The organism is Paraburkholderia sp. JHI2823, from assembly GCF_038900695.1.
GTDB lineage: Bacteria > Pseudomonadota > Gammaproteobacteria > Burkholderiales > Burkholderiaceae > Paraburkholderia > Paraburkholderia mimosarum.
In genome coordinates this window covers 1-23,704 of record NZ_JAYMRY010000026.1, presented here as the reverse complement: position 1 = coordinate 23,704, position 23,704 = coordinate 1, and the positions used below count along the sequence as shown (strand labels likewise).

The 23,704-nt window shown below is 63.8% G+C and carries 22 protein-coding genes; 13 read left to right on the top strand and 9 right to left on the bottom strand.

The window, feature by feature from the left end; genetic code table 11:
- Window position 1 precedes the first annotated feature (1 nt).
- The 5 genes from VSR34_RS24620 to VSR34_RS24600 all read left to right on the top strand — a co-directional run bounded on the left by VSR34_RS24620 (window position 2) and on the right by VSR34_RS24600 (window position 4,617).
- A complete protein-coding gene (locus VSR34_RS24620) occupies window positions 2–1,030 on the top strand; it encodes a phosphotransferase (protein ID WP_028231918.1) in 1,029 nt (342 codons plus the stop codon).
- A gap of 37 nt (window positions 1,031–1,067) precedes the next feature.
- Entirely contained in the window at window positions 1,068–1,832 is a 765-nt protein-coding gene (locus tag VSR34_RS24615; protein ID WP_342963791.1) for an SDR family oxidoreductase, read from the top strand.
- Window positions 1,833–1,856: 24 nt separating this feature from the next.
- Complete coding sequence (locus VSR34_RS24610) at window positions 1,857–3,086, top strand: acyl-CoA dehydrogenase family protein (protein ID WP_342963790.1); 1,230 nt, start codon at window positions 1,857–1,859, stop codon at window positions 3,084–3,086.
- Between the two features lie 93 nt (window positions 3,087–3,179).
- Complete coding sequence (locus tag VSR34_RS24605; protein ID WP_342963789.1) at window positions 3,180–4,088, top strand: LysR family transcriptional regulator; 909 nt, start codon at window positions 3,180–3,182, stop codon at window positions 4,086–4,088.
- Between the two features lie 304 nt (window positions 4,089–4,392).
- Window positions 4,393–4,617, top strand: a complete 225-nt coding sequence (locus tag VSR34_RS24600) for a hypothetical protein (protein WP_342963788.1) — start codon at window positions 4,393–4,395, stop codon at window positions 4,615–4,617.
- Window positions 4,618–4,636: 19 nt separating this feature from the next.
- On the opposite strand, the gene VSR34_RS24595 is transcribed toward VSR34_RS24600, so the two are convergent.
- Entirely contained in the window at window positions 4,637–6,019 is a 1,383-nt protein-coding gene (locus VSR34_RS24595) for a sigma 54-interacting transcriptional regulator (protein WP_342963787.1), read from the bottom strand.
- A gap of 261 nt (window positions 6,020–6,280) precedes the next feature.
- Between VSR34_RS24595 and VSR34_RS24590 the strand changes: the two genes are divergently transcribed.
- The 3 genes from VSR34_RS24590 to VSR34_RS24580 are packed head-to-tail and all read left to right on the top strand — an operon-like array spanning window position 6,281 to window position 9,694.
- Window positions 6,281–7,162 (top strand): MBL fold metallo-hydrolase, encoded by an 882-nt coding sequence (locus VSR34_RS24590; RefSeq protein ID WP_342963786.1) that lies wholly within the window; start codon window positions 6,281–6,283, stop codon window positions 7,160–7,162.
- A 39-nt stretch (window positions 7,163–7,201) separates the two neighbouring features.
- The gene (locus VSR34_RS24585; RefSeq protein WP_342963785.1) at window positions 7,202–8,857 is read left to right on the top strand and encodes a TIGR01244 family sulfur transferase; all 1,656 of its coding nucleotides are present in this window, start codon (window positions 7,202–7,204) and stop codon (window positions 8,855–8,857) included.
- Between the two features lie 33 nt (window positions 8,858–8,890).
- Window positions 8,891–9,694 (top strand): sulfite exporter TauE/SafE family protein, encoded by an 804-nt coding sequence (locus VSR34_RS24580; protein WP_342963784.1) that lies wholly within the window; start codon window positions 8,891–8,893, stop codon window positions 9,692–9,694.
- Window positions 9,695–9,856: 162 nt separating this feature from the next.
- Here VSR34_RS24580 and cydC read toward each other — a convergent pair whose 3' ends face one another.
- Together cydC and cydD are read right to left on the bottom strand one after the other, a co-directional pair.
- Window positions 9,857–11,581 (bottom strand): thiol reductant ABC exporter subunit CydC, encoded by a 1,725-nt coding sequence (cydC, locus tag VSR34_RS24575; protein ID WP_342963783.1) that lies wholly within the window; start codon window positions 11,579–11,581, stop codon window positions 9,857–9,859.
- Window positions 11,578–13,356, bottom strand: a complete 1,779-nt coding sequence (gene cydD, locus VSR34_RS24570; RefSeq protein WP_051391083.1) for a thiol reductant ABC exporter subunit CydD — start codon at window positions 13,354–13,356, stop codon at window positions 11,578–11,580. Before cydD ends, cydC begins: the two co-directional genes overlap by 4 nt.
- Window positions 13,357–13,358: 2 nt before the next feature.
- On the opposite strand from cydD, the gene VSR34_RS24565 reads away from it, so the two are divergent.
- The gene (locus VSR34_RS24565; protein ID WP_238328034.1) at window positions 13,359–13,667 is read left to right on the top strand and encodes a hypothetical protein; all 309 of its coding nucleotides are present in this window, start codon (window positions 13,359–13,361) and stop codon (window positions 13,665–13,667) included.
- A gap of 384 nt (window positions 13,668–14,051) precedes the next feature.
- Here VSR34_RS24565 and VSR34_RS24560 read toward each other — a convergent pair whose 3' ends face one another.
- The 3 genes from VSR34_RS24560 to VSR34_RS24550 are packed head-to-tail and all read right to left on the bottom strand — an operon-like array spanning window position 14,052 to window position 16,975.
- The gene (locus VSR34_RS24560; protein WP_028213958.1) at window positions 14,052–14,234 is read right to left on the bottom strand and encodes a hypothetical protein; all 183 of its coding nucleotides are present in this window, start codon (window positions 14,232–14,234) and stop codon (window positions 14,052–14,054) included.
- Between the two features lie 11 nt (window positions 14,235–14,245).
- A complete protein-coding gene (gene cydB, locus VSR34_RS24555; protein WP_342963782.1) occupies window positions 14,246–15,382 on the bottom strand; it encodes a cytochrome d ubiquinol oxidase subunit II in 1,137 nt (378 codons plus the stop codon).
- Entirely contained in the window at window positions 15,383–16,975 is a 1,593-nt protein-coding gene (locus VSR34_RS24550) for a cytochrome ubiquinol oxidase subunit I (RefSeq protein WP_028213960.1), read from the bottom strand.
- A 345-nt stretch (window positions 16,976–17,320) separates the two neighbouring features.
- On the opposite strand from VSR34_RS24550, the gene VSR34_RS24545 reads away from it, so the two are divergent.
- The 4 genes from VSR34_RS24545 to dmeF all read left to right on the top strand — a co-directional run bounded on the left by VSR34_RS24545 (window position 17,321) and on the right by dmeF (window position 20,071).
- Window positions 17,321–17,959, top strand: coding sequence for a peroxiredoxin (locus tag VSR34_RS24545; protein ID WP_342963781.1), 639 nt, complete (start codon window positions 17,321–17,323; stop codon window positions 17,957–17,959).
- The gene (locus VSR34_RS24540) at window positions 17,956–18,366 is read left to right on the top strand and encodes a metalloregulator ArsR/SmtB family transcription factor (RefSeq protein WP_342963780.1); all 411 of its coding nucleotides are present in this window, start codon (window positions 17,956–17,958) and stop codon (window positions 18,364–18,366) included. Before VSR34_RS24545 ends, VSR34_RS24540 begins: the two co-directional genes overlap by 4 nt.
- Window positions 18,367–18,475: 109 nt before the next feature.
- Window positions 18,476–18,748, top strand: a complete 273-nt coding sequence (locus VSR34_RS24535) for a metal/formaldehyde-sensitive transcriptional repressor (protein ID WP_028206235.1) — start codon at window positions 18,476–18,478, stop codon at window positions 18,746–18,748.
- A gap of 9 nt (window positions 18,749–18,757) precedes the next feature.
- Window positions 18,758–20,071 (top strand): CDF family Co(II)/Ni(II) efflux transporter DmeF, encoded by a 1,314-nt coding sequence (dmeF, locus tag VSR34_RS24530; protein ID WP_342963779.1) that lies wholly within the window; start codon window positions 18,758–18,760, stop codon window positions 20,069–20,071.
- A gap of 35 nt (window positions 20,072–20,106) precedes the next feature.
- On the opposite strand, the gene VSR34_RS24525 is transcribed toward dmeF, so the two are convergent.
- From VSR34_RS24525 to VSR34_RS24515, 3 genes are all read right to left on the bottom strand, one after another.
- Window positions 20,107–21,924, bottom strand: coding sequence for a bifunctional protein-serine/threonine kinase/phosphatase (locus tag VSR34_RS24525; RefSeq protein ID WP_051391084.1), 1,818 nt, complete (start codon window positions 21,922–21,924; stop codon window positions 20,107–20,109).
- Window positions 21,925–23,358 carry an APC family permease gene (locus VSR34_RS24520; protein ID WP_036045913.1) on the bottom strand — a complete coding sequence of 478 codons (1,434 nt, stop codon included), beginning with the start codon at window positions 23,356–23,358 and terminating at the stop codon, window positions 21,925–21,927. It abuts the gene before it with no gap.
- Between the two features lie 80 nt (window positions 23,359–23,438).
- The coding region (locus VSR34_RS24515) for a glutamate synthase-related protein (RefSeq protein WP_342963778.1) at window positions 23,439–23,704 on the bottom strand (266 nt) is incomplete at its 5' end.

The following is a 23,704-nucleotide window of genomic DNA, read 5'->3' as shown; positions in this document are numbered from 1 at the left end:
TATGAACAGCGAATCCACCTCGACCTCTCTCGACCTCGACCGGCTTGCAGCGTATTTGCAGCAGCACGTTCCGGACTTTCGCGGGCCTCTGAAGGCAGACAAATTTGCGGGCGGCCAGTCCAACCCGACCTGGTTGCTCGACACGCCTGAGCGGCGCTACGTCCTGCGCCGCCAACCTCCGGGGCAGTTGCTCAAGTCCGCGCATGCGGTCGATCGCGAGTACCGCGTGCTGCGCGCGCTCGCCGGCACCGGCGTGCCTGTGGCGCACGCCTGGCATCTGTGTGAAGACCGCGAAGTCATCGGCAGCATGTTCTATCTGATGAGCTACGAGGACGGGCGCATCTTCTGGAGTCCTGCCCTTCCCGAGGTCGAGCGCGATGCGCGGCGCGACTATTACGCGTCGATCGTGACGACACTCGCTGCGCTCCACGACGTGAACGTCGACACCGTAGGCCTCGGCGACTACGGCCGCGCAGGCAATTATTTCGAGCGCCAGATCGAGCTTTGGACACGGCAATACCGTGCCGCCGAGACCGAACCGATCGCAGCCATGAATGCGCTGATCGACTGGCTTCCCGCGCACTGCCCCGCCGATGCGCAGCGTCTTTCGCTCGTGCACGGAGACTTCCGCATCGACAACCTCGTCTTTGCGCACGACGCGCCGCGGGTGCGCGCGATTCTCGATTGGGAACTCTCGACACTCGGCAATCCGCTCGCCGACCTCGCTTATTTTTGCATGTGCCTGCGCCTGCCCTCGAAGGGCAATATCTCGGGGCTGCGCGGTCTGGACCGCTCGGCGCTCGGTATTCCCGAGGAAGAAGAAATGGTGGCGCAGTACTGCGAGCTGCGCGGCCTGCCCCGCATCGAGAACTGGAATTTTTATCTGGCATTCAGCTTTTTCCGACTGGCCTCGATTGCTCAGGGCGTCAAGGCGCGCGCCCTGCAAGGCAACGCCTCCAATGCGAACGCGCACGAGGTGGGCGCAATGGCCGCGCCGCTCGCAACACTCGCCGTGGAACTGATCGACTGACGCGCCACGCCATTGAACCGAAAGAAAGGAAACGACATTGAGCACGAATCTCTTTGACCTGACGGGCCGGATCGCTCTCGTGACGGGCGCAAGCCGCGGCATTGGCGAGGCGATCGCCCGCTTGCTCGCCGAACAGGGCGCGCATGTGATCGTGTCGAGCCGCAAGCTCGAAGACTGCGAGTCGGTCGCGGCCGCCATCCGCGAGACCGGGGGCAGCGCCGAAGCCTTTGCCTGCCATGTCGGCCGCATGGAAGACATTGCTGCCACCTTCGCGCACATCCGCGAAAAACACGGGCGCCTCGACATCCTCGTCAACAACGCGGCGGCCAACCCGTATTTCGGCCATATCCTCGACACGGACCTCGGCGCGTACAACAAGACCGTGGACGTCAACATACGCGGCTATTTCTTCATGTCGGTCGAAGCCGGAAAGATGATGAAGGCGCAGGGGCGCGGCGCCATCGTCAACACCGCCTCGGTCAACGCGCTGCAGCCCGGCGACCTGCAGGGCATCTATTCGATCACGAAGGCCGCGGTCGTCAACATGACGCGCGCCTTCGCCAAGGAGTGCGGACCGCTTGGCATTCGCGTGAATGCGCTCTTGCCCGGTCTCACGAAAACGAAGTTTGCGGGCGCGCTGTTCGAGAACAAGGAAATCTACGAGCGCTGGATGAACGAGATTCCCCTGCGCCGTCACGGCGAACCGCATGAAATGGCGGGCACCGTGCTCTATCTCGTGTCCGACGCAGCGAGCTACACGAACGGCGAATGCATCGTCGTCGATGGCGGTCTGACGATTTGATGAATCGTACCCAAGGAACCGATCATGAATTTCGCTTATAGCCCCAAGGTCGAAGACCTGCTGCGCCGCGTGCGCGGCTTCATGGACGAACACATCGTGCCGCGCCAGCGCCAGTGGCTCGAAGAAGTGCATGCGGGCCAGTACCCCGTGTCGTTCATGGAAGACCTCAAGGCCATCGCCAAAGCTGAAGGCTTATGGAATCTCTTCCTCCCGCATTTGAAGGACGATGAACCCGGCACGCGTCTCACGAACCTCGAATACGCGCCGCTCGCGGAGGTCATGGGCCGTGTGTCGTGGGCATCGGAGGTGTTCAACTGCAACGCGCCCGACACCGGCAACATGGAGTTGCTGCATATGTTCGCCACGCCCGCGCAGCGCGAAGCCTGGCTCGTCCCGCTGCTCGAAGGCAAGATCCGCTCTGCGTTCGCCATGACGGAGCCGGACGTGCCCTCCTCCGACGCCACGAACATCACCACATCCATTCGCCGCGACGGCGACGACTACGTGATCAATGGCCGCAAGTGGTTCATCACGAACGCGGCGCATCCAAACTGCAAGCTCTTCATCGTCATGGGCAAGACCGACCCGAACGCCGAGAGCCATCGTCAGCAAAGCATGATCCTCGTGCCCGTGGAAACTCCGGGCGTGACGATCGTACGAAACATTCCCGTGATGAATCACGTTTCGCCCGAAGGCCATTGCGAGGTCACCTTCAAGAACGTACGGGTACCGGCGGCGAATCTGCTCGGTGAGGAAGGCAGCGGCTTCGCGCTTGCGCAGGCCCGGCTCGGCCCCGGACGCATTCACCATTGCATGCGTTCAATCGGCGCGGCGGAACTGGCGCTCGAACTGATGACCGAGCGCGCGCAGGAGCGCAAGACTTTCGGCAAGTATCTGCATCAGCACGGCACCGTGGGCGAGTGGATTGCAAAATCGCGAATCGAAATCGATCAGGCGCGGCTGCTCGTGCTCAAAACGGCCTGGCTGCTCGACGAAGTGGGCGCGAAAGCGGCGCGCAAGGAGATCTCCATGATCAAGGCGCTGGTGCCGCAGGTGTATTCGACAGTGTGCGACCGCGCGATGCAGGTGTTCGGCGCGATGGGCCTGAGTCCCGACACGCCCCTCGCCGATCACTGGACCTGGGCTCGCGCACTGCGTTACGCGGATGGCCCCGACGAAGTGCATCTCCAGGCCATCGCGCGCATGGAAATCGGCAGCAGCAAGGACCGGCTCGGCTCGACGGCCGCCTGCTGAACATCCCGCCGCGCGACTGACGCCTGCGTGACCCGCAAGGACGCAGCATCACACTTCGGCTCGTTTATGATGTCGGCAAACGGAGCCTGTGAAATGCGTTCACCGAAGCTGGATCTGAACCTGTTCGTCGTATTTGCGTCGATCTACGAAAAGCGCAATCTCACCCGCGCGGCCGAGGCGCTTTTCATCACGCAACCGGCGGTGAGCAACGCGCTTGCGCGCTTGCGCAAGGCGCTGAACGATCCGCTCTTCGTGAGCACGCCGTCCGGCATGGTGCCCACGCCGCTCGCCGAAAATATCGTGGGCCGCGTGCGTGAGGCGCTACAGCTCCTCGAAGCGAGCGCGACCGCGGGCGACATATTCGTCCCCGCCACATCGCAACGCACGTTCCGCTTGAGCATGCCCGATTTGACGGAAGCGATGCTGTTGCCCGCGCTAGGCGAGCTGCTTCAGCAACAGGCGCCGGGCATGAACATCGAGTGCTACTTCACGCCACGCAGCGAAGTGGCCGCCGCGCTCGAAACGGGCAAGATCGATTTTGCCATCGATGTGCCGTTTATCGACGACCCGCAATTGCGTCAGGCGCCGCTCAGCAGCGACCGCTACGCGTGCATGCTGCGCCACGATCATCCGTTCACCGGCAGCAGACTGGGCATGGACGACTACCTCGCGCTGGGTCATATCCAGGTGTCGAGCCGCCGCCAGGGAAGCGGCTTCGTCGACGCGGAACTGAAAAAGCTCGGCAAACAGCGGCAGATGAGAATGCGCGTGCAGCACTATATGGTCGCACCGCTCGTCGCCTTGCGCACCGATCTCGCGCTGACTGCGCCGGTGCAGCTCCTACAACGTTACGACGCACGCATTTTCGAACTGCCTTTTCCGCTCCCCAGGCTGGCGTGGCACTTGTACTGGCATCGCAGCAGCGAGCAGGATCAGGCGAGCATATGGCTGCGAAGCCAGATCATCGAACTGCTGAGCGGCACGGAAAGCCACGAAAGTTAACTAATCGACTATATTGGGTGGGTAGTCACTTGTCATTGCCATGAAATCGTCAGCGTTCGTTTAATTCGCGTCGTCCGGAACGACTCCTTCTCTCAATCACCGCCGTCACCGTGCCAGTCCGGCTGAACTCGCAACCAATCAAGCACCAGGCGAAACGGTCCAGTATGCAAAGACGCAGGCAGACGCGCCATCGGCGCGGCGGTCTGTCACACACGATCGCACCAGCCCGAATTCTTTCAAATTGAAAGATGTGCTATCTTTGTGGTGGACTTGTCAACTTAATACCGCCACACGGAGGTCAGCCATGGGCCCGCGTTTCCTGATTGATTTATCGCGCATTCAACAACAGCAGTCGATGGATCTGCGCGGAGGAGCGCATTGTCCGCAATCCGCTGCCAGCGATCTCCCCAGCGAAGCCGGCGCCAAAGCGCATCGCCGAGACCGCACGTTTGAGTTGATCGTCGCGTGCACCGCCGGCCTCGTCTGTACCTTCGCTGCGATTGGCCTGATTCACTTGCTTGTCGACTAGATCCCGGACTGGCGTTGGCTCAGGCGTCCTTTGCCGCGTCCGTGAGCGCCTTGAGCCGGCGATAGAGCGTGCGCTCGCTCATGCCGAGCCGTGCCGCGAGCTCACTGCGTTTGCCGCCGCATTCCGCCGCGGCACGTGCCAGTTCCGCATCCGTTATCTTGCGAGGCACGGCGAAACCCGTCGCGGACGGTTTCTCGACCGGCGACAAGACCTCTCGCCTGAGCGCCTCCGGCAGTTGCTCGGGGCGAATCACGCCGTCGTCTGCAAGGAGGCTTGCGCGTTCGAGCACGTTGCGCAATTCGCGGATGTTGCCCGGCCATGCATAGGCGCGCAGCAGCGCGAGTGCATCGGGCGAAATCGTCGCCTTGCGCGAAGATCGGTATTTCGCCGAAGCAATGCGTTCGAGGATGGAGTCCGCAAGAAGCGGAATGTCTTCGCTGCGCTCGCGCACCGCGGGCAAATGGATGGGAAAGGCACTGATGCGGAAGTAGAGGTCCGAGCGAAACTGCCCCGCCGCGACCATCTGCTCGAGCGGCTTGTGAGTCGCCGCGACGAGCCGGAAATCGGCGCGCTGGGTCTCGGTGCTGCCGACACGCCTGAAGGTGCCGGATTCGATGAGGCGCAACAGCTTGACCTGGATCGAGAGCGGCACATCGCCGATTTCATCGAGAAACAGCGTGCCGCCCTGCGCGGTTTCGACCACGCCCTGCTTGCGGCCGGTGGCGCCCGTGAACGCCCCCTTCTCGAACCCGAACAGTTCGCTTTCGAAAAGCGTTTCGGTAATGCCTGAGCAGTCGACCACGACGAACGGCCGTTGCGCCCGGTCGCTCGCTTCGTGAAGCGCATGCGCGAACAGTTCCTTGCCCGTGCCGGACTCGCCGAGCAGCAGGACCGGCAACGTCGACGGCGCGACACGCTGCAGAGCGGAGATCGCATCGTTGAACGCCGTTGCGCGGCCGACGAGGCCTTCCGCGCTGGTTCTCGGCGACGCGCCCCGAACCGTCGCCAGGCGCTCGACATACGCGATGATCTCCGAGCGCGCATCGAAGATCGGGCGCAGTTCGACGTCCACGTGTTCCGGGCCGCGCGGCGTGTGATGGATATGCAGCACGCGGTCCGCGCCGCGATTTTCCGCCGCGCGCTTCATCGGGCAGTGCTCTCCTGCCTGATCGCAGGGCACGTCGTAGTGGTGGGAAACCTGATAGCACCTGCGGCCCACGTGCGCCTGGCCCTCGACGCCGAATTGCCGCTGATACGCCCGGTTCGCGGCCAGAATCCGGTAGTGCGGATCGAGCACGATGGCGGGCAGCGGGTCGTACTCCAGGTACGAGACCAGCGCGGCGACATCCGGCGCGATGTCGGGCAAGGGCGAACCAGTCGGTGTCAGGTCAGGCGAAGTCATGATCGTCGGTCGTTGCTGTCGCATCGATAGTTCGAGACTGCCAATTATGCCACGGACTGCCATTTGGCAGTCGTCATGTCATTCGCGTCGCACCCACGCGCTCTCGCCGGGCGATACCAACCGGTCAGCATGCACGGGAAAAACGATCTGAATCAATGCGTTAAGGGTCTGCGACGTTGTGCGCAACCCGACTGGCACGATTATTGACTTGTTATTCCTCGCCAGGACCGAGCGTCCGCCATTTGCGAGGAATAAACCAGAATGCCTGCCTGCAGATTTTCCGTCGAAGGGTTCTTCGATCCGGCCACGTGGACCGTGAGCTATCTCTTGCTCGATAACGGAACGCGCCGCTGCGCGCTCATCGACACCGTGCTCGACTACGACCCGAAATCGGGTCGCACCCGCAGCTACACGGCAGACCGGCTCGCCAGCCGCGTCGAATCGCTGGGCGCCCGCGTGGAATGGCTGCTCGAAACCCATGTCCACGCCGATCACCTTTCCGCGGCGCCGTATCTGAAGGAAAGGCTCGGCGGCAAAGTGGCCATCGGCGGCGAAGTCACGCATGTCCAGGGCGTATTCGGCAAGCTCTTCAACGCGGGTCCGGACTTCCGCACCGACGGCTCGCAGTTCGATCGCCTGTTCGCCGACGGCGATACGTTCCACGTGGGCGACCTGGAGGTCCGCGTGATGCACACGCCGGGGCATACGCCCGCGTGCGTGACCTATGTGGTCAGCGACGGCGCCCAGCAGGCCGCTTTCGTCGGCGACACGCTGTTCATGCCCGACTACGGAACCGCCCGCTGCGACTTTCCCGGCGGCGACGCGGGGACGCTCTACCGGTCGATCCGCCGTGTGCTGAGCCTGCCGCCCGAGACGCGCCTGTACATGTGCCACGACTACCAGCCGGGCGGTCGCGCCGTGAAATTCGAAACCACCGTGGCCGAGGAACGCGAATCCAACGTCCACGTGCACGACGGCATCGACGAGGCCTCGTTCATCGCCATGCGCACGGCCCGCGACGCCACGCTCGACATGCCCGTGCTGATCCTGCCTTCAGTGCAGGTCAACATGCGTGCCGGCCACTTGCCGGAGCCGGAGAGCAATGGCGTTTCCTACATCAAGATCCCGGTCAACGTCCTTTGAGCGACGCGTCGGACATCAACGAATACACAAGAGGCAAGCATGGAACTCAAAAGGCTCACGGACACTTTTGCCGTATCCCCTCAGATCGGCGTCGCCGATCTGGCCGCGTTGCGCGAGATGGGCTTTCGCGCGATCATCTGCAACCGCTCCGATGGTGAAGGCGCGGACCAGCCCACGTTCACGGAAATCGAGCAGGCAGCACGGCAGCTTGGCATGGAGGCACATTACCTTCCGGTGGAATCGGGCAAGGTAAGCGATCAGGATGCCGAACGATTCCGCGACTACCTGAACACCCTGCCACGCCCCCTGCTCGCCTACTGCCGCAGCGGCATGCGCTCGGCGACGCTGTGGGCGCTGGCTAGCGCGTCCACCATGTCGCTCGTCGAGATCCTCGCCGCAGGCAAACGCGCCGGCGTGGACCTGAGCGGGCTCACGCGCCGCATCGGCTCGCCGCGCATCGCCACCGAGGAACAGCACGACGTCGTGATCGTCGGCGCAGGGGCCGCAGGCGTCGCCGTCTCGTCGAGTCTGCTCGCCCGAGCGCCCGATCTCGACATCGCGATCATCGACCCCGCCGATGTGCACTATTACCAGCCGGGCTGGACGATGGTGGGCGCGGGCGTATTCCGCCCGGAAACGACCGCTCGTCCGATGGGCGCCGTGCTGCCGCACAACGTACGCTGGATCAAAGCAGCGGTGGCCGCGTTCGAACCCACCGCGAATGCCGTGATCCTCGAAGGCTGCCGCGTCGTGAAATACCGGCAGCTCATTGTCTGCCCTGGCCTGAAGCTGGACTGGAACGCGATTGACGGACTACCGCAGACGCTCGGGCGCAACGGCGTGACTTCCAACTATCGCTACGACCTTGCGCCCTACACGTGGCAGCTGGTGCAGCAGCTCAAGGGCGGCCGCGCGCTCTTCACGCAGCCGCCCATGCCGATCAAATGCGCGGGCGCGCCGCAGAAGGCCATGTATCTCTCGTGCGATCACTGGCGGCGCACCGGCCGGCTCGACCAGATCGATGTCGAGTTCTTCAATGCCGGCGCGGCGCTCTTCGGTGTGGCCGACTATGTGCCCGCGCTGATGGAGTACGTCAAGACGTACGGCATCGATCTGAACTTCGGCTTCAACCTGACGGCCGTGGACGGCGAAGCGAAGCAAGCGACCTTCACGCGCGCGCTGCCCGACGGCCGCAGCGAGACGTTCGAAACGGGCTTCGACATGCTCCACGTCGTGCCCCCACAGAAGGCGCCCGATTTCATCCGCGTCAGCCCGCTGGCCGATGCGGGCGGCTGGGTCGACGTCGATCCGGGCACCTTGCGCCACAAGGTCCACGAAAACATCTTCGGGCTCGGCGACGCCACGAATACGCCGAACGCCAAAACCGCGGCCGCCGCGCGCAAGCAGGCACCGGTTGTCGCGCACAACGTGCTTGCCGCGCTGGGCGTGAAGCGCGGCGCAGCGACTTACGACGGTTACGGTTCGTGCCCGCTCACCGTCGAGCGCGGGAAGATCGTGCTCGCCGAGTTTCTCTATGGCGGCAAGGTCGCACCGACGTTCCCCACCTGGATCATCGACGGGAAGAAACCATCCGGTCTCGCCTGGCTGCTCAAGGAGCGCATCCTGCCGCCGCTGTACTGGCGAGGCATGCTCAAGGGGCGGGAGTGGTTCGTGCAACCCCAGGTGGCCGACTGATACCCGTCCGCTTGCCGTCCTTCGAGGTGATCGATGCTGGTCTCGCTTTTTCTCGGCGCCGCGGTGGGCGCCATTCTCGGACTCACGGGCGCCGGCGGCGGCATCCTCGCCGTACCCGCGCTCGTCTTCGGCATGGGATGGCCCATGCAGCAGGCGACGCCCGTCGCGCTCGTCGCCGTCGCGGGCAGCGCGGCAGTGGGCGCGCTCGAGGCATTCCGCAAACGTCTGGTCCGCTACCGCGCCGCGCTCCTGATGGCCGCGCTCGGAGTTCCCGCCACGGCCGTGGGCGCGCGCCTCGCACGCGCGCTGCCGCAAAGGCTGCTGCTGGGTCTGTTCGCCTGCGTCATGCTTTTCGTGGCCTTCCGGCTCCTTCGTCAGACGCTCGCGCGCAAGGCATCGGCACAGCAGGCGTCGCCGCTTTGCGTCGCGCATATCAACCCGGCGACGGGCCGGTTCGACTGGTCATGGCCCACCGCAGCGGCGCTGGCGGCGACCGGATCGCTGACCGGCCTGATGACGGGGCTTCTCGGCGTGGGCGGTGGATTCATCATCGTGCCGCTGATGCGCAAGCTCACCGACGTATCGATGCACGGCATCGTCGCGACGTCGCTCATGGTGATCGCGCTGGTCGGCAGCGGCGGTGTGCTGGCGACGGCGATGCACGGCACGGGCTTTCCCTTCGAGGTCGCCTTGTGGTTCAGCGTCGCCACCGCCGCGGGGATGCTGGGTGGACGTCTCGTGTCGCATCGCCTGGCCGCTCATCATGTCCAGGCCGGGTTTGCGGGCATTCTCGTTTGCGTGGCGCTCGGGATGCTCGCCAAGGCCGTTCTCGCGTGAACCGGGAGGCGCAGCGAACACCATGCCGCATGCGGGGAATATGGGGGGACTGCTGCGAAGCTTGACTGAGCATGCTGGTCTCTCACCGGTCCAGCTGCTCTTCGCGTGTGGCGCCGAGACGCCTCGGGTTCTGGGCCTTCTCCGGTGCGAGAGCGTCCGGAATCAATTCGCCTGCGCCTCGCGGCATTCATCCAGCACGAGGATCCTGTCAAACTGTCCCGCAAGCCCCTCGAGCCTGTGCGTAATGAGAACAACGCTGCGCCCCGCCATCAACTTGACGACAGCGGCCATCAAAGCCTGTTCGGTTTCGGTGTCCAGCCCCTCTGTCGGCTCGTCCAGCACCAGGATTGGCGCATCGCGCAGCAGCGCGCGGGCAATCGCGAGCCGCCGGGCCTGGCCACCCGACAGCCGCGTACCTGCCTCCCCGACCTGCGTGTCATAGCCCTGCGGCAGGCTGCAGATGAACGCGTGCAGCTGCGCGTCGCGGCATGCCGCCTCCAGGCTGGCCTGATCGGCATCCGGGCGTGCGATCAGCAGGTTCGCCCGGATCGTGTCATTGAAAAGCCAGGTGTCCTGCGAAACGACGGCAATGCGGGAGCGCACCGCTTCGGCCGCGCAATCGCGCAAATCGAGCCCGCCCAGTTCGATGCGTCCGATCGAATAGTCCCGGAAACGGAGCAGCAGTTGCACGAGAGTGCTCTTTCCTGCGCCGCTCGCGCCAACGATGGCAAGACGGTGGCCGGCCGGAAGTTCGAATGAGAGATCACGCAGAATCCACGGAAGTGCATCGCCGTACCGGAAGCTCAAATCGCGCACCACTAAATCGTTGCCCGTTGCCAGCGCAACAGGCTCCGGACGATCCTGCACCGCAGGCGTCGCGTCCGCCAGTTCGAAGATCCGGCGGGCAGCGGCAAGGCTTTCGCCTAGAAGCTGGAGCGCCTGGGAAATCGGCATGACCGCTTCGAAACTCGCGAGCACGAGAAACGCGAGCATGGCGACGTCCGCTGGCGCCAGGGAAGAGGACGTCATTCGTGGGATGGCCAGCAGCAGCGCGCACCACGTCGCGGCCGAAACGCAGACGGCGAGCGCCGCCTCCGAAAGTCCCCTGGCATGACTAATCTTCTCCTGCTGCCCGACCAATCGCGCGGAAAGCCGATCGACCTTTTGCGCGTACGTGGACGCTGCGCCATAAACCTGAAGCTCGCCGAGTCCCTGCAGGCTATCGACGATGACCTCGTGCATTTCGGCGCGCAAAGCGACGCTGGCACGGGCGGGTTCGCGTGTCGTCGTGAAGCCGATGGCCGGTAACGCAATCCCGGCCAGCAGCAAAAACAGCAACGCGACTGCCGCAACCGGCACACTGAATGCCGACAGCACCGCGACGATCACTAGCGTTCCCACGCCGCCTGTCACGATGGGAACCATTGCACGAAGGTAGAGATTGCTGAGACTGTCGATATCGGACTGAATGCGCGTCGCCAGGTCGGCGCCGCGCAGGTGCTCGAGACCCGCCGGTGCAAGCGGCTCGATGCGGGTGTAGAGCCATACGCGCAAGCGCGCGAGAAGCCTTAGCGTGGCTTCGTGCGTCACGACTCGCTCGACGTAACGCGCTCCGGTGCGGATGATCGCGCAGGCGCGGATTAGCGCAGCTGGAGTGAAGTAGTCGAATGCAAGATGCGTCGCGCCGGCCAGCGCCATCGATGCAATGAACCAGCCGGCAACTGCCATCAAGGCGACATTGGCGAGTACGGTCCCGAGCGACAACGCGGCGCCTGCGGCCATCCACCACCAATAAGGGCGAAGCAGCACGATGAGGCGCCGGAGATCGGCACGCGTGACAGCGCGATCGTGTGGCGTTGGCGCGGCAGTACGATCAGACGGTTTCATGCCTCGACCTCCGCACGCGATGGGAGACCACCCACTTCGGCCTCGATAAGCCGCCGATAGACACCCTCTTCATCCGCAAGCCGTGCATGCGTTCCCGACTGCACGGCTTTGCCCTTGTCGATGACCACGATCGAGTCGGCAAGGGCCGCCGTTGCCAGCCGGTGTGCGACGAGGATCACTGTGCGGCCGCGGGCGAGGCGGCGCAGCGCATGGTGAAGGCTCGCCTGGGTGTGGGCGTCCAGGCTCGCTGTGGGTTCGTCGAGCAGGAGCACGGGCGCATCCTTCAGGAAAGCGCGCGCCAGGGCGAGTCGCTGGATCTGTCCGCCCGACAGCCCCACTCCGCGTTCACCGAGGCGCGTGTCGTAACCGTGCGGCAGCGCTTGAATGAATGCGTCGGCGCCCGCGTTTGCCGCCGCCGCACGCAGGGCATCGAAGTCCGCTTCCGGCCGGGCAATCAGGAGATTCTCCCGTACCGTGCCCGCAAACACATGCGCACGTTGCGGCACCCACGCCACGCGCGCGCGCCAGTCATCGAGATCGGTCTCGTTCAACAACTGCCCGTTGACAGAAATGGTCCCGGCGGTTGCAGGCTCGAAACCCAGCAGCAGGTTCAGCACCGTGCTCTTGCCCGCGCCGCTGGGTCCGACCAGCGCCGTGATGCGCCCCGCTTCGGCGACCAGGTGAAGGCCGTCGAGTGCGGCGCGCCCGGGCGACCATGAGTGGGAAACATTGTCGAAGCGGATCCTGTAGCCGTTCGCGGCAGGCAGCGGCAACCGCGAACCGCCGTTGACCGGTTCGGGCAGGTCGAGTATTTCCATGATGCGCTCCGCGGCCGCGATCGCGTCGAGCCGCTCGTGATACCGGCTGCCCAGCGTGCGCAGCGGCAGGTAGAACTCGGGCGCGAGCAACAAGACGAACAAACCGCGCAAAAGCGGGATCTTTCCGTAAAGCAGATGAAAACCCACCAGCACTGCGACGACCGCGATGCCAAGGGTCGCGAGAAATTCCAGCACGACCGAAGAAAGAAACGCGACCCTGAGCACCTTCATGGTACTCGTGCGATAAGTCTCGGATAGCCGCGCGATGACGGCGGCTTCACGACGGCCTGCATTGAAGAGCCTCAGTGTCGTGATGCCTTGAAGCGAATCGAGGAATCGCGCCCCCAGTTGCGCGAGCAGTTTCCATTGGCGCTGGTTCGCATCGGCAGCGGCCTTGCCGAGCAGAATCATGAATAGCGGAATCAGCGGCGCCGTGGCCAGCAGGACGAGCCCTGAGGTCCGATCCACCGGAAACACGACCATAAGGATAGCGAACGGTAGCAGAACCGTCAGCGCGCGTGCGGGCAACCATCGCGCATAGTAGCCCTCGAGTGCTTCCACACCCTGGACGAGATGGGTCGCGAGGGCCCCGCTCGCCTCGCCGCGCAGCCACATCGGCCCCAGCGCCTGCAACTTGCGCAGCAGCTCGCCGCGCAGTGCCTGCCGCATGGAAGCAGCACCCGCGAACGCGGTGCGCTCTGCGAGCCGGATCACAACGAAACGCAGGCCCATCACCGGCAGCATCACTGCCAGAGCCGGCCATACCCGGGCGAGCGCCGCTTTCTCCATCACCACGGCGCTCAGGACAGCGGCGAGCAACGCTGCCTGCATCATCATCAGCAGTCCCGATCCCATGCCGAGCGCCACGGTTTGGCCCACGCCCGCGCGAATGGAGACCGCGCGCCGTGCCAGCCAGCGATCGACGATTTTTCTGGGTGATACGTCTGGGTAAGACATCGATGATTACCTACCTGGTCGATACCGTGGCGCCTATAATCCTTCCGGAGATCGCGCTAGTGCGGCGGCGCGCCGCCATCGCGCTTATCGATACACGACAAGACGGAGGCACGATGAAAACTGCTCTGCAATTCATGTTGTTCCTTGCGATCGCGGTTGCCGCCATAGTGGTGGGTGTCATCGTCGGCAACTACGGTCTCTGGTACTTTTCGTGGCTCGTCGGCACCGCGTTGATCGTGCTGTTTGCGACAGCGGGGGGCGTTTTGTTCGACACGCAACAAGCGCAACAGGAACGACACGAAATGCCCTGATGCCGATACGGACTCGCCGCGTGAGGCGTGGCCTCTCAATCGCACGCCGTCGCATGCACGGCCACGCCGTAGCGAAGCGGCGTACGCTGCGAATCCGTCCCGCTCGTCGACCTCCTCTCGCAACCGTTCCATCAGTGTCTGGGCCTTCATAGCTGCAAGTTTCGACGCGGCACCTCCTGCGCGAAAACGGTCGCGGCGAAAGCACCGGCAATTCAATCTCACAGTCGGCATTGCAATCGCCGGCCTGCGCAAGGGTCTGCCTCAACTCGCCCTGGCAAACCGCCGGCAGCACCCAGCGCCGCGCCCCCAACCAGGCAGCCGCTTCAGTTCGGCTCCGACTGCACAGGGCGCGCCCGCGCCGATGACCAGCGGTACCGGCGCTGGTCAGCCTCTTTCCTTTTCCTGCGTGTCGAACAGCACACCGCCGGCTACGGCGAAAAGCACAATCGTTGCCGTGCCGATCAGCCAGGAAAAGTACCAGGCACCGTAGTCGCCGACCACCACGCCGAGCACGATTGCGATCACCGCAACGGCCATGAACACCAAAAAGTGCTGGACGATTTTCATGACTCACTCCTTCAATATGCGTGCGGATTCGATTCGACATGCTCGGCCTTCACCTTTCCGCGCATGACATAGAACGCCCAACTCGTGTAAGCGATGATCGCCGGCATGAACACTGCGGTCCAACCGCTCATCCACATGAGCGTGTTGCGGCTCGAAACCGCATTCCAAACGGTGAGGCTCTGCGACGGGTCGCTGGACGACGGCATGAGGAACGGAAAGAGGCTCACGCCGGCGGTGCCGATCACCCCGATCCAGGCCAGTGCGCCGAGCCACCAGGCGAGCGACGCACGGCCGGCGCGAATGGCGAGCAGGCCGAGGACCATTCCGGCGTAGCCAAGGGCCGGCACGAGCCACAGCGCGGGGTACAGGTGGAAGTTGTCGAGCCATGCGCCCTCGGCTCTCGTCACGCCCTGCTGCAGCGGAGTCTGGGCAACGCCCGGCATTGGAGCATGTTCGATGCGGTAGCCACTGAGATGGCTCGCCCAGATCCCGCCGATCGTGAAGAGAACGATGGCAACGATTGCGCCCACCGTCGCCGCACGCCTCGCCCTGGCCCAAAGTGCGCCGCGCTCGGTACGCCCCATCAGCATCGCACCACCCATCCAGATCGACAGTGAGAGCGACAGGACTCCGCACATCACCGCGAAAGGATTGAGCAGACTCAGGAAGCTACCGGTATAGAACGATGTCAGATCCCAGCCGAAGTGAAACGGCACGCCCAGCAGCATGTTGCCCATGCCCGCGCCGTAGACGATCATCGGCACGGCGCCGCTCACGACGAGCGCCCAATCCCACGCGTTGCGCCATGCGGGTGTGGGAAGCTTGCTGCGATATTCGAACCCGAGCGGCCGCACGATCATCGTCCAGAGCAACAGCAGCATGACGATGTAGAGTCCCGAAAACGCAGTGGCGTAGAGCAGCGGAAAGGCGGCGAAGATCGCACCGCCCCCGAGAATGAACCAGACCTGGTTGCCGTCCCAATGCGGCGCTATCGTATTGAGCGCGATACGCCGCTCAGTGTCGGTCCGACCCACGTAGCGCAGCAGCGCGCCAACGCCCATGTCCATGCCCACCATGATCGCCAGCCCCATCAGCAGGACGCCGAGGAGCAGCCACCAGAGCACCTTGAAGAATAAATAGAGTTCCATTTAGTGCTCCTTGACAGTCGTGACGGGCAGCGCGGCCGGTTCGAGCACGGCTGCCTCGCCGTCGCCATGATGGCTTTCGGGCCCCTTGCGAATCGCCCGGGTCATCAAAAAGATCTCGACGGCCGCGAAAACCGTATAGATCAGCATGAATCCCGCGAGCGAGAAGATCATGTAGCCCACGCTGTGCGTCGACGCGGACATCCATGTCGGCAGGACGCCGAACACGGTCCACGGCTGGCGGCCCACCTCGGCGGTAATCCAGCCCATCTCGCAGGCGATGAAGGGAACGGGAATCATCCACGGCGCGAGCCTGAGGAACCAGCGGTGACGCGCGATGTCGCCTCGCAGCGAGAAGATCACGGAGAGCACGAAGTACGCGAGCATGAGCAAGCCGCAGGCGACCATCGCACGGAAGACCCAGAAAATCGTGAAGACGTTCGGAATGGCGTCGCGCGACGCACGGGCGATGTCCTCGTCGGTCGCGTTCGCGACGTCCTGCCCGCTCGCATAGCGCTTCACGAGAAAGCCGTAGCCCAGGTCGTCCTTGTGGGCGTTGAACTGCGCGAGCGCGGCGGCGTTGCCTGGGTCCGAACTCAGCACCTTGAGCGCCTCGACTGCGGGAATGCCGTTGCGGATGCGCCGCGCGGCATCGGCCTCGATGCGGTCGATGCCGGGCACGATCGTGTCGAGCGTATGCGTGAGGAGCGGTGTCAGGACATAGGGAATCTGGATGCTCCACGCGTTACGCTGCTCGCCCTGAACCGGCCAGGTGGCCACATTGAACGGCGCCGGCGCCTGTTCCGTCTGCCACATCGCTTCCATGGCCGCGAGCTTCGAGGGTTGCGCATGGCCGCCCACGAACCCCAGCGCATCGCCAAGCGTGATCACGCCCGCCACCGAGAGCACGCCGAACAGGCTCGCCATGCGGAACGAACGCTTCGCGATCTCCATGTGCCGGCCGCGGAGCATGTAGTACGCGCTGATGCCCGTGACGAAGATGGCCGCGGTGACGTAGCCCGCAATACTCGTGTGAACGAACTTCGTCTGCGCGTCTTCGCTGAAGATCAGCGCGCCGAGGCTAGTCAACTCCATGCGCATGGTCACGGGATTGAACGCGGCGCCCTGTGGGTTCTGCATGAAGCCGTTTGCAACGAGAATCCAGAGCGCCGAGAAGTTCGAACCGAGTGCCACGAGGTAGGTGACGATCAGGTGCTGCGTCTTCGAAAGGCGGTCCCAGCCGAATGCCATCAGGCCGATAAACGTGGACTCCATGAAGAAGGCCATCAGCCCTTCGATGGCAAGCGGCGCACCAAAGATATCGCCCACGAAGCCCGAGTAGAACGACCAGTTCGTGCCAAACTCGAACTCCATGGTCAGGCCGGTCGCCACACCGAGGGCGAAATTGATCAGGAACAGGCCGCTCCAGAACTGGGTAATCTCGCGGTAGATTTTCTTGCCGGTGATGACGTAGACAGTCTCCATCACCGCAAGAAGAAAAGTGAGCCCCAGCGTCAGTGGGACGAAGAGAAAGTGATAGAGCGCAGTGGCGGCGAACTGCAGCCGCGACAGCTCAACCACGGTGTCGTTGATCATGTAATGCTCCGCTAAAAGCTGAACGAGCCGAATCCCGGGGCCCCGAGCCGCTCGCCGACAGTCAGCGAACGAACGCTCCGGGCAATGGCACTTCGATGCCGTGGAGTGAAAAACCCCTAAGGGGCGAAAGACCGAAGCACGCTGCCTCCCGCCCTCGACACTTTCGAATTCTATTTAATTGCGTAATTTTTTACCTTACGCGAAACGCGTGACCCAGTGTCGCACGCTTGATCTGTTGCACCGGCTTCGCGCTCTAGCCGCCTTTACCGGGTAGATACTTAGTCGAATATGCAATAATCAAAATTGAAAGTATCCCTTGCAAACTTGCAGAGAATCAGGTGCCCCATGAGCGACCCTGTAGCAGCGCCACGAGCGCTCCGGATCGGAGATCCGGCGCCCGAGTTCCGTGCTCGAACCACCTGCGGAGAACGCTCGCTTGCGGACTACCGCGGCAGCTGGCTCCTTCTATTCGCCCATCCCGCTGACTTCACGCCGGTATGCACGAGCGAGTTCATCCGCCTTGCTCAGGCGCAAGGCAGCTTCGACGCGATAGGCTGCCGGCTGCTAGGCTTGTCCATTGACAGCCTGTATTCGCACCTCGCCTGGCTACGCGACATTCATGCGCATTTCGGCGTCAAGGTGACGTTTCCCATCATCGAAGATCCGTCCATGGCGATCGCAACGGCTTACGGGATGCTCGACCCGCTGGCGCCCGACGCGGCCGCCATCCGCGCGAGCTACGTGATCGATCCGCAAGGGGTGATTCGGGCCATCACCTGGTATCCGTTGAACGTCGGGCGCTCGGTGGAGGAACAGTTGCGCCTCGTGCGCGCCCTGCAGGCCGCGGACGGCAGCGGCGCTTCCACGCCTGAAGGCTGGCAGGAAGGCATGCCGCTGCTCGACCTGGCGCCGACGTCGCTCTATGACGTCATGCAACGCGAGCAAGACGGCACACCCTGGTATTTTCGGGAGCGGCAATCATGACGACTAGCTCATCAGACGGGTTAGAAGCGCTAAAGGGACGCGCGGCCGAAGCAGCGGAGATCATGCGTCTGCTCGGCAATGCGAACCGGCTTCAGTTGCTCTGCCAGATCGCTCAGGGCGAGCGCTCGGTGGGGCAACTGGAGGAAGAACTGGACATCAGGCAACCTGCGCTTTCGCAGCAACTGGCCGAGCTTCGCAAAGCCGGACTTGTCCAGACACGCAGGGAATCGAGGTCCATTCTGTATTCGCTGGGGGACGGCCCCGTGCGCCTTCTCCTGGAGATGCTGCTCGTCGCGTTCGGCATCAAGATGGAACCCGCGGCCGATCCCGGAACAGCAGCGGCCCCCCAGGCTCGCAAAGCTCGCCAGGTTGGCGACACCGCGCGATTTGCCCGATTGGGCAAATGAATCCTGCTAACTGCACCGGGTGCCTAGGAGCCCCTCGGCTGCGAGGACGTATACCCCCGTACCCTATCCAGGGTAAGATAGCCCCCTACCGTATTTTCAGGGGCTAGTCGTGAGCCATACGATTCGCGAAAAACAGAAGTTGCTCAACCGGGTTCGCCGCATCAAGGGGCAGGTCGAAGCCATCGAGCGCGCACTGGAGGAAGAGCGCGGCTGCATGGACGTGCTGCAACTCATCACCAGCAGCCGCGGGGCGATGAACGGACTGCTTGCCGTGGTTCTCGAAGACCACATCCGGACCCATCTCGTCGACGCCGAGCCGGACGACGAGCACGGCAGCGGCACCGAGCAGCTGATCGAAGTCGTCCACAGCTACTTCAAGTAAGAGGCAATCATGACCAACTTCGAAGATTCCGCTTTCGGAGCGGGGCACGACCACATCTTTCTGGGCGCAGCGCACGAAGACAACGAGCGCAGGACATGGATGGTGATCGCGCTGTGCAGCGCGATGATGGTGGCTGAAATTGTCGGCGGCAGTCTTTTCGGGTCGCTTGCGCTCGTCGCCGATGGTCTGCATATGTCGACGCACGCCGGCGCAATGCTGATCGCCGCTTTGGCATACACCTACGCGCGCCGCCACGCGGCCGACAATCGCTTCGTATTCGGTACCGGCAAGCTGGGCGACCTCGCGGGCTTTACCAGCGCCATCGTGCTCGCCATGATCGCGCTGCTGATCGCGTACGAAGCCGTTGCGCGCTTTCTCTCGCCCGTGCCCATTCACTTCGGTCAGGCGATCCCTATCGCCGTGCTTGGCCTCCTCGTCAATCTCGCGAGCGTCTGGCTGTTGAGCGGAGATCACCACGGCCACAGTCATGGGCATAGTCACGGGCATAGTCACGGTCATGGTCACGATCACGGTCACGGTCACGGCCATGAAGACAAACACGGCCACGACGACGAGGTGCATCGCATCTTCGGCAGCGCCGGCGTGTTTGCGTTGTCGGTCTTCGAAGACGGCGTACCGCCCGTCTTCCGGCTGACGCCCGAAACGGCCTCGTCGAAACTGAACGCCAGCGATGTTTCCGTTACGACGATCCGCCCCGACGGCACGCACCAGACTTTCACGTTCACCGATCGCGGCGGCTATCTGGAATCGACGGACGACATCCCCGAGCCGCACGCCTTCAGGGCCGTCGTTCATCTGCCCGATGGCGCGCATGAGGTCGAGTTCGAGGAACACGAGCACGAACACGACGATGCGCAGGCGGCCGCGCACCGTGACCACAACATCCGCTCGGCCTACATTCACGTCATTGCCGACGCGGCGGTTTCCGTGCTGGCCATCATCGGCCTGCTGCTGGCGCGTGCGTTTGGCTGGGTCTGGATGGACCCGCTTGCGGGTGTCATCGGCGCACTCGTGATCGCTAACTGGTCATGGGGCTTGATGCGCGACACGGGCGGCATTCTGCTCGACATGAATCTGGACAATCGCATGGCCGAGAAGGTCCGCCAGGTCATCGAAGACAGCGGCGACACCGTGCTCGACCTTCATGTCTGGCGCGTGGGCCCGGGGCACATGAGTGCGATCGTATCGGTTGCCACGCGCGAGGCGCAGCGCAACCCAGGCTTCTACCGCACTGCACTCCAGCGTTTCAAGGGGCTCTCGCATGTGACAGTCGAAGTGAATCCGACGCCCGCCGCCGCGTAAGCGACAGGCGCCCCCTTGGGACGATGGATGCGCGCTCATCGCCGTATCAGCGACCAAAGCAGCAGCGCGAGCAGTAGAACGCAGACGCCCTGCCAGAACAGCACCGGTTCGCGCTCGAGCAAGGGCTTGCGTCGAACCGGTTCCATCGCGCCCTGGCCGCTCGAAAGGCGTTCGAGATCGGCGCAGACCGCAAGCACGTCCTGATACCTGCGCGCGGGATCGGGCTGCATCGCTTTCTCCAGCACGAGATCGAGCCATTGCGGCGCGTCGGGCCGGTGCTCGTAGAGCGGCACGCGGCCATTGAAGCCGTACGGCAGCTTGCCCCCGCTGAAAAGCCGATACAGGGTTACGCCATACGCGAACACCTCGGAGCGCGCGTCGCCCTGCGCGCCTCTCATCAACTCGGGCGCCATGTACGCCGGCGAGCCGGGCGCGACGGCCGGGCCCGGCAACGCCATACCGGGCATGTAGCCGAAGCCGAGGTCGAGCAGGCACGTACTGTCGTTCCGCATCACCAGCACGTTCTCGGGCTTGATATCGCGATGGTAGACATGGCGGCGATTCAGCGCGTCGATCGAGCGGCCCAAGTGCCGCGCTATTGCGATCGCGCGCGGCAGCGCGAGCGGCTGCGGTGCCGAAAGCAGCGTTTCCAGCGTGACCCCATCGCCGAGCGGCATCACCACGTAGAGCCGCGTTTGCCGGTTGGCGTCGACGGGCAACGGCGCGAGCACGCCAGCTTCGCCAACCTTGCCGGCGAGCCAGCGCTCGCGCACGATGGACTGGCGTATGTTCTCGTCCTGCTCGACGCGCGGCTTGGGAAACTTGAGCGCCAGCGGCGTGTCCGGATCGGCCAGATCGCGGCCGGCGAAGATCCGCGAATAAAAGCCATCGCTGAGCACGCTCTCGAGCCGATATCCGTCGATGACGTCGCCGGCGTCGGGCACGGCGAGAATCGGCAGCATGCCGACCACGCGCTCCAGGTAGCCGCCGTCGAGCAACGGCAGGCTGCCAACGTCGATCACCGCGCTCGTCACATCGTCCTGTGAGCCGCGCGTGAGTGCCAGCGCGTCGAGCCGGCGCGCGGTTTCCATTGCCCCATTGCGCGCCGCGAGCACCGTCTGTAACTCACGCGTCGGCACATGACGATAAAGACCGTCCGAGCACAAGAGCAGGCGGTCATGCTCGCGCAGCTCGAACGTTTCGAAGCGCGTCACGAGCGCGGGATTCATGCCGACGGCGTGCGCCACGTACGAACCAAAAGCGACTGGCACGATGTCGTCTTCGCCGATTTGCGCCAGTTGCCCGTCGCGCAGCAAATAGAGCCGCACGTCTCCGGCCGCCACGAGATACGCTGTGGCGCGCCGGATGACCAGCGCCGCAAACGACGCGGCCATTTGTTTGAGCGTTGGATCAACCCGGCCCATGTGGTGCAGCCAGTCGTGCACCGCTTCCAGCGAACGCGCGGCGGCCACGCTGGGCTGGAGCGTTTCGGGCAGCCCGTAGTACGCATCGATGAAGGTGCGCACCGAAAGCTCGGCCGCGACGCGGCCACCCTGGCTCGCGCTAACGCCGTCTGCCAGCGCGATCACACTGCCACGCGCGGCGCGCGCAGCCAGATCGCCGAGCATCACGCCGACATAGTCCTCGTTGACGCGATGTTGTCCACGCACACGCGCCGGGCGCGAAACGCAGCCGATCTCGAGCGCCGCGCATTCGCCGCGCTCGGGCTGCAACTGCAACTCGACTTCCTGAGCCTGCGCTTCGCCTGGCGCTGCGGCCGCCGCGGCTGCGTGGACCGCCCTCCGGTCCTCAGCCGGGGCAGACGGGCGATCCACGGAGCGCGGTTCGGTCATTTACTTTTTGCCGTGAGTCATCACGTCGCTGGTTTCCAGATCGTGTTCGATTTTCTCGAGCACCTGCGGCGAACGCTTCTTCAGCATGAGCAACCAGACCGTGCCGACGAGCATGTACGCCACGAACAGATACGGCAGGATGTTATACGGATAGTCCGGCACCGGATAGACGCTGCCGATCACCGCCCCGACCATCGCCAGCGCGCCGAGCACGCCCCACAGCACGTTGACCGGCTTGAGCACGCCCAGCTTCTTCAGATAGAGGGGCGCCGAAACCGCGACGAGAAAATAGGTCACCAGAAAGCCGAAGGTGGCGAACGTACTCGTGTAGCCGAAGGTGTTGAGCGGACCGGTGCCCAGCATCGCGATGCACACGACGAAGGTCACGATCGAGGAAAACGCCACGGCGAGATACGGCGTCTGGTGCGTGCGGTGAACCATCCCCATCGAGCGATGCACGAACTGGTAGCGCCCCATGGAATAGAGCAGGCGGCTGGACGAGTTGATGCACGCAAGCACGCACGAGAACGCGCTGATCGAGGCGATCAGATAAAACACGGGGCCGAGCGGCGAGGCGCCGACGCTCGCAAGCAAGGTGTTGAGCACGGCCGAATCGGCGCCGAGCTTGGCCGCGTCGCCGTGGTAGGCGATCGTCATCGAATAGGCGACGAACATGAAGAACAGGCCGGACAGGATCACGCTCCAGACCACGGCGCGCGGAATGACGCGCAGCGGGTTTCTGGTCTCCTGGCCGAGCGAGGCCGCGCTTTCGAAACCCACATAGGAGAAGATACCCAGCACCATGCCTTGCGCCATACCCTTGCCGCTCACGCCCTGCAGCCGCAACTGCGTATGGTCGACGATATGGTCCGGATGCAGTGCGAGCACGTAGATCAGCACGCCGCCCACGATCACGACCGAAGCGGCCTCGATGGCCAGCGAGAGCCGCGAGGAAAGCTTCACGTCGCGTGCGGAGAAGAACCAGGCGAGCGCAACGAAAACGGTGTAGACCGCCCACGACGGGATGTTGATGCCCCAGGAAGAGAAGGCATTCTGCACGAACACCACACCTGCGGCGCCAACTCCCATCGCGGTGCCGATATATGCCGCGATCAATCCCCAGCCGGCGATGCCCCCTGCCATCGGTCCGAGCGCGCGCGAAATGTAGATGAAGAACGACCCGGCGGTGGCAATCCGGCTGGAGAGCGCGATGATGCTCATGCTGACCAGCAGCAGCCCGAGCGTCGAAAGGCCATAAATCAGCCAGGTTCCTGCGCCTGCCAGCGCCGCGATCGCGGTCACGTTGATCGACGGCGTAAAGGTCGGCGAAAGGTTGGCGATGGACTGACCAATGACTTCGGCGAAACCTAAAGTACCGGCACGCAGGCCGGTTGACGATGCCGGCGCTGCCTGTGTGGTGCTTTGCGTACTCATGTAGGGCTCCTGAAAGATTGCTGATTCAACGTCGAGTTTGCTCAACTGTTCCAGAGTCAAAAAAGTCCGGCTAATTAAAATTAATTGTTCCAGCCAGGAATCCACGAAGTGCCCGCGAGCGGCACGCGCGCCATCGCCGCGGCTTCCACGGTCAGGGCGACCAGATCCTCGGGCTCCAGGTGATGCACGTTCTGCTTCCCGCAGGCACGCGCAATCGTCGTCAGTTCCATGTTCAGCGTCTTGAGATAGTTGCGCACGCGGCGCGAACCCTCATCGGGCTGGACGCGCTGTTCGAGAACGGCGTCCTGCGTCGTCACGCCAACGGGGCATTTACCCGTGTGGCAGT